Consider the following 15074-nt stretch of genomic DNA (forward strand, 5'->3'; position numbering starts at 1 on the left):
TGGCGGGCATGGCCGTTTCTCTGTACCAGATCGCCGTCGACTGCCAGGACGCCCCGACGCTCGCCCGGTTCTGGACCGAGGTCCTCGACTGGCAGATCCTCTACGAGGACCCGGAAGAGATCGTCATCGGCGCCGGACCCGACGCGCTGCCCGGCATCGTGTTCCTCACCGTGCCGGAGGGCAAGACCGCCAAGAACCGGCTGCACCTCGATCTGAGCCCCGACGACCGGGACGCCGAGGTGGAGCGGATCATCGCTCTCGGCGCCCGCAGGGTCGAGGTCGGACAGGGCGAGGACGTCACCTGGGTCGTCCTCGCCGATCCCGAGGACAACGAGTTCTGTGTGCTGCGGCCGAAGAAGACGCTGCTCGACTAGTACGCGGCAGGGGGCGGGGACGCCGCCTGGGCGAGGGCGGGGCCCAGGTTCTCCTTGCGGATCCGCTGGTCGATGTAGAGCAGGCTCACCACCAGCTGCGGGAACGCCGCGGTGAGGACCTGGCCGACCAGTACGGCGAAGAGGCCGAACACCAGTGACGTGATGACGATGGTGAGCGCGGCACCGCCGCTGGACGCGTCGTCCGTGAAGCTCGGTCCCAGGATGTTGAGGAACGAGAGCGGCAACTGGATCAGGTAGCTCGCCACACCCGCCATGGCGTAGGCCAGCAGCGAGATGCCGAAGATCCGCCACCAGTCGCCGCGCACCAGCTGCGAGGAGCGGGACAGCGCCGCCACCGGGCCCTGTCCCTCGATGACCGCGGCCGCCGGGGCGAGGCAGAACTTCACCCAGAGCCAGACGGCCAGCGGACCGGTGGCCAGTGCACCGAGGAAGCCGAGCAGGATCAGCCAGCCGTACCCCCCGGCGTTCATGGACATCGTGATGAGGGTGATGACGGAGGCGATGAAGGCCACGCCGAGCAGCAGCAGGGGGACCGCCACGATCAGGGCGGTGAGCAGGACGGTGCCGAGCACCGACCGGACCCGTCGCACACTGTGGCGCCAGACGGCGCCGAAGGTCGACCGGTGCCCGAGGACGGCGTCCTGGAGGACGACGGGGCAGCTCGCGTAGATCAGCGCGTTCGCGGCCAGCATCGTGAACAGGCCGAAGAGATAGACCGCGCCGAAGGAGAACACCAGCGGCGCGACGGAGTCCCAGCCAGGGGCGACGTCCGAGTCGAGTGTGCGGTCGAGCCGGTCGGCGAGCGCCAGATACGCGATCGCGATCGCAGCGGCGATGGCCACGAGCGCCATGCCGTACGCGGCGAGCGCCATGCCGAGCAGCTGCTTCCAGTGCCGGCCGATCGTCGAGAACGCACCGCCGAGGATGTCGCCGAGACGAAGCGGCGCGAGCGGTATGACGCCGGGCCTGGGCGGCGGCGTCCAGCCGCCCCAGCCGCCCCAGCCGGGCGGGCCGGGCGGCGCCGGGTACGGCGGCATGTTCCCGTAAGACATCGGTTGTCCCCCCGAGTGCTTCTTCGGCTCCGCGCGTTCCTGTCGTCCCCGCCGAGCGTTCCTGCTGTACGAACGGCTCACCGTAGCGCCCGGCAACTGAGACCGGTTAGCCCGGGTGCCACCGGGGCGGTTAGGTTTTCTGTCATGACCGACACGTCTTCCGCACCCCGTACCACCGGCGCCGTCGCCGCCGGCCTCGCCACCGTCACCGCCGACGGCGTTGTTCTCGACACCTGGTTCCCCGCCCCCGAGCTCGTCGCCGAGCCCGGCCCGGCCGGTACCGAGCGGCTGACCGCCGAGCGGGCCGTCGATCTCCTCGGCGCCGCGGCCGCGAAGGCCGTCGGCCCCGACGCGCGACGCGGTGTCGAGGTCGTCGCCGTACGCACCGTCATCGCCTCGCTCGACGACAAGCCGCTGGACGCCCACGACGCCTACCTGCGTCTGCACCTGCTCTCCCACCGGCTCGTGAAGCCGCACGGGCAGAACCTGGACGGCCTCTTCGGCCTCCTCGCCAATGTCGCGTGGACCAGCCTCGGGCCCGTCGCCGTCGACCAGGTCGAGACCGTGCGGCTGAACGCCCGCGCCGAGGGCCTGCACCTCCAGGTCACCTCGATCGACAAGTTCCCGCGGATGACGGACTACGTCGCGCCCAAGGGCGTGCGCATCGCCGACGCCGACCGTGTCCGCCTCGGCGCGCACCTCGCCGAGGGCACCACCGTGATGCACGAGGGCTTCGTCAACTTCAACGCCGGCACCCTCGGCACCTCGATGGTCGAGGGCCGCATCTCCGCCGGCGTCGTCGTCGGCGACGGCTCCGACATCGGCGGCGGCGCCTCCACCATGGGCACCCTGTCCGGCGGCGGCAACGTGATCATCGCGATCGGCGAGCGCTGCCTCATCGGCGCGGAGGCGGGCGTCGGCATCGCGCTCGGCGACGAGTGCGTCGTCGAGGCCGGCCTGTACGTCACGGCCGGCACCCGCGTCACGCTGCCCGACGGCCAGATCGTCAAGGCCCGTGAGCTCTCCGGCGCGAGCAACATCCTCTTCCGCCGCAACTCGGTCACCGGCACCGTCGAGGCCCGCCCGAACAACGCGGTCTGGGGCGGCCTCAACGACGTGCTGCACAGCCACAACTGAGCAGCGGCTCCTCGCCATCGATCGTGTGACTCTGCGTAACCTCGGCCCTCGGCAGGCCGATAAGCAGTCCGGACACGCGGAGTCACCCGACCGATCTCCCTGAACGGGCAAGGCGAGGAACCACATGAAGACCAAGCTGACCACTCTCGGCCTGTGCGCCCTGTTCGCGGCGCTGCCCGCGCACGGGGCCGCACACGCCGACGAGACGCACACCGACGCGCACAACGGCCCCCGGGTCTCCCTGATCTCGACGGGGCAGATCGACGACCCTCTCGAGGACGTGCTGGAGCACGTCGCGATTCTCGGCAGCACCTACGTGCGCGACTGAGGAACCCCGTCGAGCTGACCGCCGGTCAGCTCCTCGTACGCCGCCAGCAGCCCGTCGAGCGCCTCGCGTCCGGCGGGCTGCAGTGGTTCGCGCACCGGCCCGCCGGGCAGGCCCAGCGCCCCGAGCACCGCCTTGGCGGTCACCGTGCCCGGCAGGCCGGACGCCATCATCAGCTCGGTGAGCGGCAGCGTGGCCTGGTGCAGTGCCGTGGCGCGCGCGTTGTCGCCGGCGTCGTGGGCGCCCAGGACGGACCGCAGGTGCGGGGCCGCGACGTTGGCCACCGTGGAGACGAAGCCCGCGCCGCCCACCGCGTACAGCGGCAGATTCAGCTCCTCGCACCCCGAGTAGTACGCCAGGCCGCTGCCCGCGATGACCTTCGAGCTGCCGAGCAGGTCGTAGGCGCAGTCCTTGACGGCCACGATCCGCGGATGTTCCGCGAGCCGCAGCATCGTGTCCGGTTCGACGCGGGTGCCCGTGCGGCCGGGGATGTCGTACAGCATCAGCGGGACGCCCACGGCGTCGGCCACCTGCCGGAAGTGCGCGGCCACGGCCGCCTGCGGAGGGCGGCTGTAGTACGGGGTCACCACGAGCAGTCCGGCCGCGCCCGCCGCCTCCGCGGCCTGCGCCAGCCGGACGGTGTGCCGGGTGTCGGGGGTGCCCACGCCCGCGACGACGACGGCCCGCTCGCCGACCGCCCGCACGACCGCCCGCACGAGCTCGGTCTTCTCGTCGTCGGAGGTGGTCGGCGACTCGCCGGTCGTACCGGAGAGCACCAGGCCGTCGCAGCCGGCGTCGACCAGCCGGGCGGCCAGCTCCTGCGCCCCGTCCAGATCGAGGGCACCGTCGGCGGTGAAGGGCGTGACCATGGCGCACAGGGCGCGGCCGAAGGGAGGAGAGGAGGTCATGCCAGCAGTCTGCGGCGGCCCGGTGCCCGGCTCCAGCGAAATCTGCTTCCGGTAACCGTGAAGCAGCGCTACAGGGTCAGGGTGCCTGGCATGATCGGCGACGGGGACGGGGTGACCACGGGAGGGGAAACATGCCGAGGACGATCGGACGGACGACAGCGGGCGTGGTGGCCGCTGTGACCGCCGCCGGAGTGCTGGCCGGCTGCGGGGGGCAGAGCGCTGGTGCGTCCGGGGACCGCGACTTCAGGGTGAAGGCGGACCGGCTTGATCCGTCCGCGTTCCCGACGTACGGCGCCCCCGCTCCGGCGGTGACCCCGTCGGTGGCGCCCACCCCGGCCACGTGTCCCCGCTCGGGAGTCGTCGTGAGCACGGGCGTCGTCGACACGGCCATGGGCCGGCGGGCCACCGTCGTCGAGCTGAAGAACTGCGGCACCCGGCCCTACGACGTCAACGGTTACCCCCGGATCGGCGCCCTCGACGAGAACCGGGAGGCGCTGGACCTGACCATCACCCACGACCACCCGTACACCGACGCCGGGCGGGACCAGGGGCCACGACCGCTGACGCTGGCGCCCGGCCAGAGCGTGAAGTCGGTCCTCAACTGGAACAACCGGGTGACCTCCTTCGACCCGGTCACCGAAGGCGCCTACCTGGTGGTCACGCCGAGGGACGGGGAGACGCCGCAGACCCTGCCGTTCCGCCTGGACATCGGTACGTCCGGCGAGCTGGACGTCACCGCGTGGGCGCGGGACCTGCTGGGCTGAGCCGCAGGTCCCGCGCGTCGCGCACGCCTACGGGCAAAAGCGCAGCACCTGCGGGTCGTGGTCGCTGTTCTGGTCCGAGAACTCCGCGTTGATGTGCACGCTGTCGTAGCTGAAGTCGCGGATCGACGGGCTCGTCAGGATCTGGTCGAGCACCTGGCTGTTGCCTTGGTAGACGTACGAGTAACGCTCCGACCGGGGCAGGGACTTGATCGCCGGGAAGAGGGCGCCGCCGTCGGTGAGGGCCTTCGTCGTCTCCGAGAACTCGAAGTCGTTGATGTCGCCCAGCACGACGACGTCCGCCTTGTGGTCCGCGTCGAGGACGTCCTTGACGAACGCGTTCACGGCCTGCGCCTGCTTCAGCCGCTGCGCTTCGGAGGAACGGACCGGCGGCTGGTGGTGCGAGACCAGCGACTCGTCGCCGCCCTTCGAACCGAAGTGGTTGGCGATCACGAAGACCGTACGGCCGCGGAAGGTGAACTCGCCGGCCAGCGGCTTGCGGCTGTCCTCCCAGGCGTCGTTCGCCGGGTCGATGCGGCCCGGGGACAGGGTGAGCGCCGCGCGGCCCCGCTCCCGTACGACTCCGGTCGCCGTCGTCGCGTCGCCGCCCGCGCGGTCGTTGAAGGAGACCCGCTCCGGGTTGAAGAGGAACACCTGGCGGATGTTGCCGCCCGGCTGGCCGCCGTCCTCGTTGTTCACCGGGTCGACGGAGCGCCACTCGTACGCGGGACCGCCGGCCGCGACGATCGCGTCCGTGAACTTCTTGACCGTCTGGGCCGCCGACACGGTGCCGTCGTTCTTGGCGCCGGTGTCGTCCTGGATCTCCTCCAGGGCGAGGATGTCGGGCGAGGCCAGGTTCTCCACGACGGCCTTCGCCAGCGCGTCGAACTTCTCCTGCGGGTCGGACGGGTCCAGGTTCTCCACGTTGTACGTGGCCACGGCCAGTTCGCCGTTGCGCTGCGGACGCGTGCTCTCACGGGTCAGACCGCGGTCCTCGACCGTGCCGAGAGTGCGGGCGGTCAGCGTGTAGCCGCCGTACTGGTTGAAGTCCAGCGGGCCCTCCGTGGTGCCCGACAGGACGTCACCCACGTTCGCCTTCGGGAAGGGCTGCTCCGCCAGCGGGACCAGGGACTGGATCTGCAGACGGCCGGTGTTCTGCGACTCGTAGGAGCCGTAGACCGTGCCGCCGCGCCGGTTGTCGTTCTCCCACGGCTTCACCGTCACCCACAGCTCGGCAAACGCGTCGGTCGCGCCCACCACGCGCGAGGTGCCGACGCGGATGTTGGTGCCCTCGAGCGACTCGTAGTAGTCCAGGGCGTACGTACGCGGCGCCAGGGGCAGGCCGTTGATGCTGCCGCCCGCCGCGGGGTCGCCCTCGGGGGTGTACGCCGCAGGCACCGACCAGGCGGAGACGGTCACGGGCGCGGGCACCTCGTTGCCGGAGGAGACCACGGTGACGGTCGGCTTCGTTATCTCGGTCAGCGACTGGTTGCCGGACGACGCGCCCCCGGGGACGTACTCCGTGACCGTGCCGGAGACGGTGACTCGGTCACCCACCGCGACCTTCGGCGCGGAGCCGGTGAAGACGAAGACACCCTCGCTGGTCGCCGCGTCACCGTCGGCCTCGGGGTCCTGGAACCAGAAGCCCCGGGAACCGTAGGTCCGTACACCCGTCACGATGCCCGGCACATCGGAGACCTGCTTCCCCTCCAGCGGGGAAACGCGGGTGTTGCCCTGGATGTCGTGGATACGCACCTGGGCGGCACCGGCCGTGGTGTCGTCGGCGGCGTTGGCGGATCCGGCGAGCAGACCGGCGGCCAGCGCGGCGGCCACGACGGTCGCCACGGCGGTAGTTCTCGGTACGACGGAGGAAAGCATCAAGGTTCTCCGGGAGGTGTGGGATGAGGGTCCACGGGGCCTGTCATGGGCCCGGCAGGTTCTACGCGCGTCAATCTCTTGGCTGGGCAGGTCACTTGTCAAGGGTCAACCGGTGTACTGAGACCTAAGTCCACATGAACCCGCACACCGGCAAAGGTCCGGCCGGGGGACCGGCCGTCCGGATCGAGCGGGCGCGGCGAAACCGCACGAAATACGTCTACGCTGGGGGCCGTCCGGTCGCCCAAAGGCCGCCCGGATCCGGTATGCCGCGGAGGAGACCCACCAGATGCCCCAAGACCGTCCCACCCTGCCGCCGGTACGGCTGAACTCGGACGCGCAGCTGGCGCGGGACGCGCTCGCCACCCCGCTGCTGGCCCGGGCCGTCAGGCTCGCCCGCTGGGCCGGCCCCCGGACCCGGGTCGGCGTCGGCGGCGAACTCCCCGACGAGCAGCTTCCCGCGGCGGCCGAGGCGCTGGGTCTGGACGCCGGGGACGAGGAGGACCTCGCCTGCGCGAGCGAGGCGTGGCGCGTCGCCGTCGACACGGGCCTCGTGGACGTGGAGGACCCGGCCGACGACTCCGACACCGGAAGTGCCGTCGCCGGAGCCAACCTCGCACTCGTCACCGGCGGTTCACCGCAGGACGTCCTCGGCCTGTGGCTCGACGCCCTCGACGTCGTCTTCGCCGACGCCATCGCCCCCGTCCTCGACGACATCTCCGCGGTCGTCGGCGACGACGGGGAGATCGACCTCGAAGCGCTCGACTGGGACCCCGAACGCGAAGCCGTGTTCCTCGAAGGGGTCCTCGGCAACCTCTACCTGCTCACCGTCTCCGACAGGGCCGTGGAAGAGGAATCCGTCCCGCTGCCCGTCCTCGCCGCGTCGATGATCGTCCCCGAGGACATGGGAGAACCGACCGACGACGTCCTGGAACAGGTCTCGGAGGCGATGATGCGCCTCGACGACCAGTTCCGCGTACTGGAGCCGGTCGGGCTCGTCCGGTACCGGCCCGTGGACGAGGCGTTGATGGCCGAGGAGGGCACCGCGGAGGGCCCCGGCCCCCTCGTCGACGACGAGGACGTCACCCGCTACGGCATGGTCCGGCTCACCCCCCTCGGGCTCTACGGCGTCAGGGCCCGCCTGCTGGAGGCCGGGGTCGAGGCGCCCGCGGTCGGCGATCTCGCCGACAAGGGCGCGGACGTGCTGCTCGACGGGCTCGCCCGCTACCCCGAACTCGCCGCCCGCGCGGAGACCGAGCAGTGGCTCGCCCGGCGCGACGCCGCCGACGCCGCCCGCGAACTCCTCACCGCCGCGCGCGGTGACGACCCGGGCGCGCCGCTGCGCCGCCTCCACTGCCAGCAGGCGCTCACCCTGGTCGGGCGGCACGCCGAACCCGCCGTACGCGACGTGCTCGACGATCCCCGGCTCGGCGGCCTCGCCCGCGTCTGGCTCGCCGAGCACGGGGCGTCGGACGTGCCGGCGCCGCCCGAGTCCATGATCTTCTGGCTGGCCATCGACACGATCGCCGCGCAGCTCGCGGCGGGCGGTGAGGCCGCGGAGCTCCAGGACCTGGTCGAGGAACTCGTCGGACGGCACACAGGGTTCTTCGACGCGGCGTGGCGGGTGGAGCATCCGGCGACGGCGGATGTGCTGGAGGCGATGGGGCGGCTGCACCGGGACAAGGCGACGGCGAAGGAGGCGCGGAAGGCGGCCTTCAAGTCCCGCTCGGCTCACTGACGTTCGCGGCGCCCTGGTCCGGTGCGGTCCGGCCCGGCCCGTGAGCGTGACGCACTCGGGGGCGCGGCGTTTCCGGGCGCGGCCCGGTCCGGCACGGGGCGTTGCTCCTGCGGGGCGTGGCTGCGCCGGTGGGTGGTCCGGCTCTTGCGACCGGTCGCACCAAGGAGAGCGGATGTTCCGGCCTGCGGGGGAAAGGCCCCGCCCGGTCCCAGGGGCTTAGTGCAACGTTCAAGCTCCGTTCGTGCGCAGCCGCGAGGGTGTGGGCGGATCAGCCGTCGGACCTGCCTCTCAGGAGACTTGATGCCGCTCACTCGCAGGGAATTTACCAAGCAGTCCGCTCTCACCGGCGCGGGCGTGGCCCTCACCGGTGCCGTCGGGTCGCTCGCCACCGCGCCCGGCGCCCTCGCGGACGAGGACGAGCGTCAGGGGCACGAGGGGCCGGGCTACGGGCCGTTGATCCCCGACCCCGCGGGCATGCTCGCGCTGCCCGCCGGGTTCACGTACCGCGTTCTCACCCGCAGTGGCGTCACCAGGCTGGAGTCGGGCGAGTTCACGCCCGGCAAGCACGACGGAACGGCGACGTTCGAGGGACCGCGCGGCGTGACGCTGCTCGTCGTCAACCATGAGCTCAAGGGTGAGCGCGCGAAGGTCGCGCACCCCGTACCGCTCACCGAGGGCCTGGTCTACGACCCGGCCGCGCCCGGTGGGTGCACCGTCGTGGAGAGCCACCGCAGCGGCGAGGTCGCCCAGTGGGTCGGCGTTGCGGGCACCGTGCAGAACTGCGCCGGCGGCACGACGCCGTGGGGCACCTGGCTCACCTGTGAGGAGACCGAGGACACGGCGGGCACGAACGGCCTGACCGAGGACCACGGCTACGTCTTCGAGGTCGATCCGTACGACCGCCGCGCCAACCGCGCCCCGCGGCCCGTCAAGGCGCTCGGCCGGTACGCACACGAGGCCGTCGTGGTCGACCCGAAGCGTGGTCACCTGTACCTCACGGAGGACGCCGACACCCCGAACGGTCTGCTCTACCGCTGGGTGCCGCCGCACGGCTTCAAGCACGGCCGCGGCCGGCTGCGCACCCTCGCCGACGACGCCGGTGTGCTCCAGGCCGCGAGGTGCTACGACTCCGGCGGCCGCTTCGTCGACGACCTGGCCCGCGCCACGAAGATCGGCACGGTCTACGGGGTGGACTGGACGGAGGTCCCGGACCGTGACGCCCGGACGGTCTCCGTGCGCAAGCAGTTCAGGGACGGCGAGGTCACCCGCGGCCGCAAGCTCGAGGGCATGTGGTGGGGTGACGGCGGTGTCTACATCGTCTCGTCGTACGCCCGGGAGGAGAGCCCCGAGCAGCACGACGGCCAGGTCTGGTTCTACGACCCGCGTCGGCGGACGCTGACGCTGAAGGTGCTGCTCGGTGTGAACCCCGACCCGTCGAAGGACGGTGCCTACGACGGCCCGGACAACATCACGGTCTCCCCGTACGGCGGGCTGATCATCGCCGAGGACGGCGAGGGCGTGCAGCACCTGATCGGCGCCACGGACAGCGGCCGTACGTATCCGATCGCCCGTAACGAGTTCAACGTGGGCACCGAGGAGGACCCGGACTTCAGTGAGTTCGCCGGTGTCGTCTTCTCGCCCGACGGGGGGACGCTGTACGCCAGCATCCAGACGCCGGGCATCATGTTCGCGATCACGGGCCCCTGGCGGCGTCAGAGCGGCCGCCACTGAGGCTCCCGCGGCCGGCCGGTGGTGAATCGGCACACTTTCCAAAGGCCCCGCCGACGGCGCTTTCCGCAGGCTTTCGCTGATCGAACGCGGTCCGGTGACCGGCCCGTCACCGAAGTGAGAGCGCTCGGGCGTGGCGTGGCGGGGTGCCGGGGGCGCATACTGAACGTAATGACAAAGTCAGCCGGTTCCCGGCGCCACCTGCCGTCCAGCCCCTTCAACCGTCCGTCCCTGGAAGAGCCGCCGATCGAATGCTTTGAAGCGGGCGACAGGGTGTCCCACGATCAGTTCGGTCTCGGAAGAGTCCTCGCCGTGGAAGGTGACAACGCCGCCGTGCTTGTCGACTTCTCCGGCAGGCAGGGCCGCATCCTCAGTCCGTTCTCCAAACTGGCCAAACTCTGAGCACGCTTTTCAGCTTTTTCCCCGCCGGGGGTGTCCGCCGCAGAGCGACGGGCACCCCCGGCGGACTTTTCAGAGCGCCTGTGCCGCGGGCTTGACCATGCCCCGCACGGTGCGCGACTTCACGAAGTCGCCCATGGCGGTCATCTCCCACTCGCCCGAGAACTGCTTGATCAGCTTGGCCATCATCACGCCCGTCTGCGGCTCCGCGGTGGTCAGGTCGAAGCGGACGAGCTCCTCGCCGGTCGTGGCGTCGATCAGCCGGCAGTAGGCCTTGGCGACCTCGGTGAACTTCTGGCCGGAGAACGAGTTGACCGTGAAGACGAGGCCCGTCGCGTCGGCGGGCAGCCGGCCGAGGTCCACGACGATGACCTCGTCGTCGCCCGCGCCCTCACCGGTCAGGTTGTCGCCGGAGTGCTTGACCGAGCCGCCCAGGATGGAGAGCTTGCCGAAGTAGCAGCTGTCCAGGTGGTTGCGGTTCGGGCCGTAGGCGATGACGGAGGCGTCGAGGTCGATGTCCTTGCCGCGGAACGCCGGCTCCCAGCCGAGGCCCATCTTGACCTGGGAGAGCAGCGGACGGCCGCCCTTGACCAGGGACACCGTCTGGTTCTTCTGGAGGCTGACCCGGCCCTTGTCCAGGTTGATCTTGCCGGTGGCGGCCGGTGCGGCCGGCGGGGCGGCGGGCGCCGGCGGGGTCGCGGCGACCCGCGGGTCGGCGGGCGGGGCCGCGGTGACAGGCGGCGCGGGGGTCCGGGGGGCGGCAGGGGCGGCCGCGGGCTCCTCGTCGACCGAGACGCCGAAGTCCGTGGCGATGCCCGCCAGGCCGTTCGCGTAGCCCTGGCCGACCGCACGGGCCTTCCAGACGCCGCCGCGGAGATAGACCTCGACGACCACCAGCGCGGTCTCCGCGCCGAGCTGCGGCGGGGTGAAGGTGGCGAGGGCGCTGCCGTCGTCGGCGTTGCGGATGGTGGCGGTGGGCTCGATGCCCTGGAAGGTCTGCCCCGCCGCGTCCGGGCTCGCCGTGACGACGATCTTCTCGATGCCGGGCGGCACGGCCGTGGTGTCGACCACGATCGCGTCGGGCGCGGTGCCGCCGCCGGAGCGGTAGCTCACGCCGGGGCCCTGGGGCTGGTTGTAGAAGATGAAGTCGTCGTCGGAGCGCACCTTGCCGTCGGCGGTGAGCAGCAGGCCCGATACGTCGAGCCGCACCGGAGCGGCGACGTCCACCGCCACGCGCGCGGCGGTCAGGGGGATGTTCGAGCCGGGGGTCATAGCTGTCATGACTGAGGTAACGAGCGAGTCCGCTTTACCGTTCCCTTACCCTTGTCACCTGTTACGGGGATGATTTTTCGCCAGGCGCTCATTGCCGAACTTGTACGCGCCCGTCCACCGCGCCATGACCAGCTGGGCGTCCCCCGAGCCCACCTCCGCCAGGAACTTCTCCGCGCGCGTGCCGCGCAGGGTCCCCGCCGCGCGGCCGCGGTGGCTGATGGTCACCGTGCCGTCACCGAGCTGTGTGTACGTGAATCCGAAGGGTCTCGCCATGGACGTCATCGTGGCGGAATCCGGTTTGCGCGGCACGGGGTTTTCCCGGGGCGTCAGTACGGCCACCGCGGCGGGTTCGTGGTGAAGTGGCCGCCGAGGTGGGCGTGGTCCGGGTTGTCCGGGTTCAGCTCCCCGTGCTCGGCGACGAGCTTCTCCGCGTACTGCTCCGAGTCGTCCTGCGGTTCGTAGCCGAGCGCCCGGGCGCTGGTCAGGTCCCACCACAGGCGGGTGTTGGCGGAAGACCCGTGGACGATGGTGTGGCCGACGTTCTCGGCGGTGAGGGCCGCGTGGAAGAGGCGGGCGCCGTCACCGGGGCTCATCCAGACGGAGAGCATCCGTACGGACGTCGGTTCCATGAAGCAGGAGCCGATGCGCACGGACACGGTCTCCAGGCCGTGCAGGTCCCAGTACAGCTGTGCCAGGTCCTCCCCGAAGCACTTGGACAGGCCGTAGAAGGTGTCGGGGCGGTGGCGGGTCTCGACCGGGATCAGCGCCTCGGGCGGGAAGGGGGCGTCGCCCTGGGGGCGCGGGACGAAGCCGACCGCGTGGTTGCTGGAGGCGAAGACGATCCGCTTCACCCCTTCCTCCCGTGCGGCCTCGTAGAGGTTGTACGTCCCCTCGATGTTGGCCTTGAGGATCTTGTCGAACGATGCTTCGAGGGAGATGCCCGCGAGGTGGATGATCGCGTCGACCCCGCGTACCGCCTCGCGCAGGGCCGCCTTGTCGGCGAGGTCGGCGGTGATCGCGTCCGGCTCGCCCTCGATGGGCGTGACGTCGAACAGACGGAGTTCGTAGCCGTACGCGGGCAGCAGGCCGCGCATCAGGGTGCCGAGTCCGCCGGCTGCGCCGGTGAGCAGGACGGTACGGGCAGCGGGCATGGGCGGATCTCCTCGAGTGCGCTCAAGTGAATGGATGATATTCACATGCGTGGACACGCTAAGGAGTGGCCCCGGCACCGTCAAGTGTCGCGCGGGGTGGGTCATTCTGTGCCTGGAATGCATGTTCCTGTCTTGACCGGTGCGAGTGGGCTGCCATAGCGTGGATCGCGTTCAGAAATATGGACGTCGATCAGAATTGTGCACGGGCTCGGAGCCCGGAGCACGGCCCAGGGAGCGCCCGTGACCTCAGATCCGCTCGCAGCCCGGCTCACCCGGATCAAGGGACCGCTGTTCTTCCCCGTCACCGCGTACGGACCGGACGGCGGTCTCGACCTCGAAGCTTTTCGCGCGCATGTGAGAAAGGGTGTGGACGCCGGCGCGGCCGCCGTCTTCGCCTGCTGCGGGACGGGGGAGTTCCACGCCCTGACGCCCGAGGAGTTCCGCGACTGCGTCGTGGTGGCCGTCGAGGAGACGGCCGGACAGGTGCCCGTCCTCGCCGGAGCCGGCTACGGCACCGTCCTCGCCGAGCGGTACGCGAAGATCGCCGAGGAGGCGGGCGCCGACGGACTGCTCGCCATGCCGCCCTACCTCGTCGTCGCCGACCAGGCCGGGCTCCTGAACCACTACACCCGCCTCGCCGCCGCGACGTCGCTCGACGTCATCGTCTACCAGCGTGACAACGCGATCTTCTCGCCCCGCACCGTGGTCGAACTGGCCGGTGTCGAGAAGATCATCGGGCTCAAGGACGGTCACGGCGACCTCGACCTCATGCAGCGGATCGTCAGCGCCGTGCGCCGTGAACTGCCGGAGCGCGACTTCCTCTACTTCAACGGGCTGCCCACCGCCGAGCTCACCGGGCCTGCCTACCGCGGCATCGGCATCACCCTGTACTCCTCCGCCGTGTTCGCCTTCGCCCCCGACATCGCGCTCGCCTTCTACCGGGCGCTCGACCGCGGTGACGACAAGACGGTCGACCGCCTCCTCGACGGCTTCTTCGTACCGCTCGTCGAACTGCGCAACGAGGGCCGCGGGTACGCCGTGTCGCTGGTGAAGGCGGGGGTGCGGCTCGAAGGGCTGGACGTCGGTGAGGTGCGGCCGCCGCTGACCGAGCCGGCCGACCGGCACGTCAAGGCGCTCGCTGCGCTGATCGAACAGGGCAGGGCGCTGCTGGAGGACGACGAGTGAGGGCCTCCGCTTTCCTGTACCCGTGGGACGTCGTGGGGGACGTGGACGCCGCCGCCCGCATCGCGGACCTCGGCGTCCGGCAGGTCACCCTCGCCTCGGCCTACCACGCCACACGGGCCCTGACACCGCGTCACCCGGCCCACCGGATCGTCACCGCCGAACACGCCGCCGTGTACTACCCGCCCGACGAAGGCCGCTGGGCGGGACGCGCGCTGCGGCCGTACACGGCGGGCGACGGTGCGCCGGGCGACGCCTACGGCGAGGCGGCCGCCGCGCTGGCGGAGGCGGGCCTCGACGTCCACACCTGGGTCGTGCTGGCCCACAACTCCCGTCTGGGGGCCGAGCATCCGCGGACCTCGGTCGTCAACGCCTACGGTGACCGCTACCCCTGGGCGCCGTGCATCGCGCAGCCCGAAGTACGGGAGTACCTGGTGTCGCTCGCGGCGGAGGCGGCCGTCCGCCCGGGCGCCGGGGGTACGGAACTGGAGTCGTGCGGCTGGTACGGGGTGTCCCACCTGCACGCCCACGACAAGATCGCGGGCGTCGCCCTGGACGACGTGGCGCAGTACCTGATGTCCCTCTGCTTCTGCCCGGCCTGCCGGGACGGCTACCAGGGGCTCGGCGTGGACCCCGGCCGGCTCGCGGAGTCGGTGCGCGACGCGCTGGCGCCGCTGTGGCGGGGCGGTCAGGCGCAGCAACTGGACGCCCAAGTGGCCCGGCCCGTCCTGGAGTTCCGTACGAGCACGGCCAGGACGCTCCAGGAGGCGGCCGTCGCCGCGGTGCGGGCAGCGGCCCCGGCGGGCTTCCGGGTCCTGCTGCACGCCGACCCGGTCGCCCACCACTGCGGCGCCAACGCCGGGGTGGAGCCGGCGCACATCCTGTCGGTCGCCGACGGCGTGGTCGTGCCCTGCACCGCGGGGCCGCGGCTGCTGGCCCCGTTCGCGGAACACGCGACGGACCGCACCGTGCTCGCCGCGAACTTCACCGTGGTGACGGGTATGGGAGGCGCGCCCACCACGCTGGCGGCGGACGCGAAGCGTGCGGCGGATTTCGGCGCGACCGAACTCCGGCTCTACCACGCGGGCCTGGCGTCCGACGCGGACCTGGCGGCGGTCCGCGCGGCGCTGGCGTAGGGCCGGCGCGGACGG

Annotated in this window: 15 protein-coding genes; 9 read left to right on the plus strand and 6 right to left on the minus strand. The window is 71.4% G+C overall.

Annotated elements, in window-relative coordinates; genetic code table 11:
• Positions 1-8: 8 nt before the first annotated feature.
• Complete coding sequence (locus SPRI_RS27895) at positions 9-374, plus strand: VOC family protein (RefSeq protein ID WP_005319015.1); 366 nt, start codon at positions 9-11, stop codon at positions 372-374.
• On the opposite strand, the gene SPRI_RS27900 is transcribed toward SPRI_RS27895, so the two are convergent.
• Positions 371-1447, minus strand: a complete 1077-nt coding sequence (locus SPRI_RS27900) for a hypothetical protein (RefSeq protein WP_234020433.1) — start codon at positions 1445-1447, stop codon at positions 371-373. The genes SPRI_RS27895 and SPRI_RS27900 overlap by 4 nt on opposite strands.
• A 144-nt stretch (positions 1448-1591) precedes the next feature.
• Here SPRI_RS27900 and dapD point away from each other — a divergent pair, with 144 nt between their 5' ends.
• Positions 1592-2584: a 2,3,4,5-tetrahydropyridine-2,6-dicarboxylate N-succinyltransferase gene (dapD, locus tag SPRI_RS27905; RefSeq protein ID WP_005319018.1), complete on the plus strand. Its 993-nt coding sequence runs from the start codon at positions 1592-1594 to the stop codon at positions 2582-2584.
• A gap of 124 nt (positions 2585-2708) precedes the next feature.
• Complete coding sequence (locus SPRI_RS27910) at positions 2709-2912, plus strand: hypothetical protein (protein WP_005319019.1); 204 nt, start codon at positions 2709-2711, stop codon at positions 2910-2912.
• On the opposite strand, the gene dapA is transcribed toward SPRI_RS27910, so the two are convergent.
• Positions 2897-3817 carry a 4-hydroxy-tetrahydrodipicolinate synthase gene (gene dapA / locus SPRI_RS27915; RefSeq protein WP_005319020.1) on the minus strand — a complete coding sequence of 307 codons (921 nt, stop codon included), beginning with the start codon at positions 3815-3817 and terminating at the stop codon, positions 2897-2899. The two genes, SPRI_RS27910 and dapA, sit on opposite strands and share 16 nt — an antisense overlap.
• 131 nt (positions 3818-3948) lie before the next feature.
• Here dapA and SPRI_RS27920 point away from each other — a divergent pair, with 131 nt between their 5' ends.
• Entirely contained in the window at positions 3949-4581 is a 633-nt protein-coding gene (locus tag SPRI_RS27920; RefSeq protein ID WP_005319021.1) for a DUF4232 domain-containing protein, read from the plus strand.
• 27 nt (positions 4582-4608) lie between these two features.
• On the opposite strand, the gene SPRI_RS27925 is transcribed toward SPRI_RS27920, so the two are convergent.
• Positions 4609-6456 (minus strand): endonuclease/exonuclease/phosphatase family protein, encoded by a 1848-nt coding sequence (locus tag SPRI_RS27925; protein ID WP_005319022.1) that lies wholly within the window; start codon positions 6454-6456, stop codon positions 4609-4611.
• 286 nt (positions 6457-6742) lie between these two features.
• Between SPRI_RS27925 and SPRI_RS27930 the strand changes: the two genes are divergently transcribed.
• The 3 genes from SPRI_RS27930 to SPRI_RS27940 all read left to right on the plus strand — a co-directional run bounded on the left by SPRI_RS27930 (position 6743) and on the right by SPRI_RS27940 (position 10321).
• Positions 6743-8191, plus strand: coding sequence for a hypothetical protein (locus SPRI_RS27930; protein ID WP_005319023.1), 1449 nt, complete (start codon positions 6743-6745; stop codon positions 8189-8191).
• A gap of 300 nt (positions 8192-8491) precedes the next feature.
• A complete protein-coding gene (locus tag SPRI_RS27935) occupies positions 8492-9922 on the plus strand; it encodes an alkaline phosphatase PhoX (RefSeq protein WP_037775008.1) in 1431 nt (476 codons plus the stop codon).
• A 168-nt stretch (positions 9923-10090) separates the two neighbouring features.
• Positions 10091-10321, plus strand: coding sequence for a hypothetical protein (locus tag SPRI_RS27940; protein WP_037775011.1), 231 nt, complete (start codon positions 10091-10093; stop codon positions 10319-10321).
• A gap of 69 nt (positions 10322-10390) precedes the next feature.
• Here the strand turns inward: SPRI_RS27940 and SPRI_RS27945 are convergent, their stop codons facing one another.
• The 3 genes from SPRI_RS27945 to SPRI_RS27955 are packed head-to-tail and all read right to left on the minus strand — an operon-like array spanning position 10391 to position 12741.
• On the minus strand, positions 10391-11599 hold the full coding sequence (locus SPRI_RS27945) for a TerD family protein (RefSeq protein ID WP_005319026.1): 1209 nt from the start codon (positions 11597-11599) through the stop codon (positions 10391-10393).
• Between the two features lie 45 nt (positions 11600-11644).
• Complete coding sequence (locus tag SPRI_RS27950; RefSeq protein ID WP_037776988.1) at positions 11645-11863, minus strand: hypothetical protein; 219 nt, start codon at positions 11861-11863, stop codon at positions 11645-11647.
• Positions 11864-11916: 53 nt separating this feature from the next.
• Positions 11917-12741, minus strand: a complete 825-nt coding sequence (locus SPRI_RS27955; RefSeq protein WP_037775016.1) for an NAD-dependent epimerase/dehydratase family protein — start codon at positions 12739-12741, stop codon at positions 11917-11919.
• A 240-nt stretch (positions 12742-12981) separates the two neighbouring features.
• Between SPRI_RS27955 and SPRI_RS27960 the strand changes: the two genes are divergently transcribed.
• Together SPRI_RS27960 and SPRI_RS27965 are read left to right on the plus strand one after the other, a co-directional pair.
• Positions 12982-13926: a 5-dehydro-4-deoxyglucarate dehydratase gene (locus SPRI_RS27960; protein ID WP_005319030.1), complete on the plus strand. Its 945-nt coding sequence runs from the start codon at positions 12982-12984 to the stop codon at positions 13924-13926.
• Entirely contained in the window at positions 13923-15059 is a 1137-nt protein-coding gene (locus SPRI_RS27965; RefSeq protein WP_005319032.1) for a hypothetical protein, read from the plus strand. The genes SPRI_RS27960 and SPRI_RS27965 overlap by 4 nt, the downstream gene beginning before the upstream one ends.
• Positions 15060-15074: the final 15 nt, after the last annotated feature.

Origin of the sequence: Streptomyces pristinaespiralis, from assembly GCF_001278075.1 — a bacterium.
Lineage (GTDB): Bacteria > Actinomycetota > Actinomycetes > Streptomycetales > Streptomycetaceae > Streptomyces > Streptomyces pristinaespiralis.

Excerpts from the sequence above, each read along its gene's own strand:
- SPRI_RS27895 (WP_005319015.1), top strand. The coding sequence starts at position 9 with ATGGCCGTTTCTCTGTACCAGATCGCCGTCGACTGCCAGGACGCCCCG.
- SPRI_RS27900 (WP_234020433.1), bottom strand. The coding sequence starts at position 1,447 with ATGTCTTACGGGAACATGCCGCCGTACCCGGCGCCGCCCGGCCCGCCC.
- dapD (WP_005319018.1), top strand. The coding sequence starts at position 1,592 with ATGACCGACACGTCTTCCGCACCCCGTACCACCGGCGCCGTCGCCGCC.
- SPRI_RS27910 (WP_005319019.1), top strand. The coding sequence starts at position 2,709 with ATGAAGACCAAGCTGACCACTCTCGGCCTGTGCGCCCTGTTCGCGGCG.
- dapA (WP_005319020.1), bottom strand. The coding sequence starts at position 3,817 with ATGACCTCCTCTCCTCCCTTCGGCCGCGCCCTGTGCGCCATGGTCACG.
- SPRI_RS27920 (WP_005319021.1), top strand. The coding sequence starts at position 3,949 with ATGCCGAGGACGATCGGACGGACGACAGCGGGCGTGGTGGCCGCTGTG.
- SPRI_RS27925 (WP_005319022.1), bottom strand. The coding sequence starts at position 6,456 with ATGCTTTCCTCCGTCGTACCGAGAACTACCGCCGTGGCGACCGTCGTG.
- SPRI_RS27930 (WP_005319023.1), top strand. The coding sequence starts at position 6,743 with ATGCCCCAAGACCGTCCCACCCTGCCGCCGGTACGGCTGAACTCGGAC.
- SPRI_RS27935 (WP_037775008.1), top strand. The coding sequence starts at position 8,492 with ATGCCGCTCACTCGCAGGGAATTTACCAAGCAGTCCGCTCTCACCGGC.
- SPRI_RS27940 (WP_037775011.1), top strand. The coding sequence starts at position 10,091 with ATGACAAAGTCAGCCGGTTCCCGGCGCCACCTGCCGTCCAGCCCCTTC.
- SPRI_RS27945 (WP_005319026.1), bottom strand. The coding sequence starts at position 11,599 with ATGACAGCTATGACCCCCGGCTCGAACATCCCCCTGACCGCCGCGCGC.
- SPRI_RS27950 (WP_037776988.1), bottom strand. The coding sequence starts at position 11,863 with ATGGCGAGACCCTTCGGATTCACGTACACACAGCTCGGTGACGGCACG.
- SPRI_RS27955 (WP_037775016.1), bottom strand. The coding sequence starts at position 12,741 with ATGCCCGCTGCCCGTACCGTCCTGCTCACCGGCGCAGCCGGCGGACTC.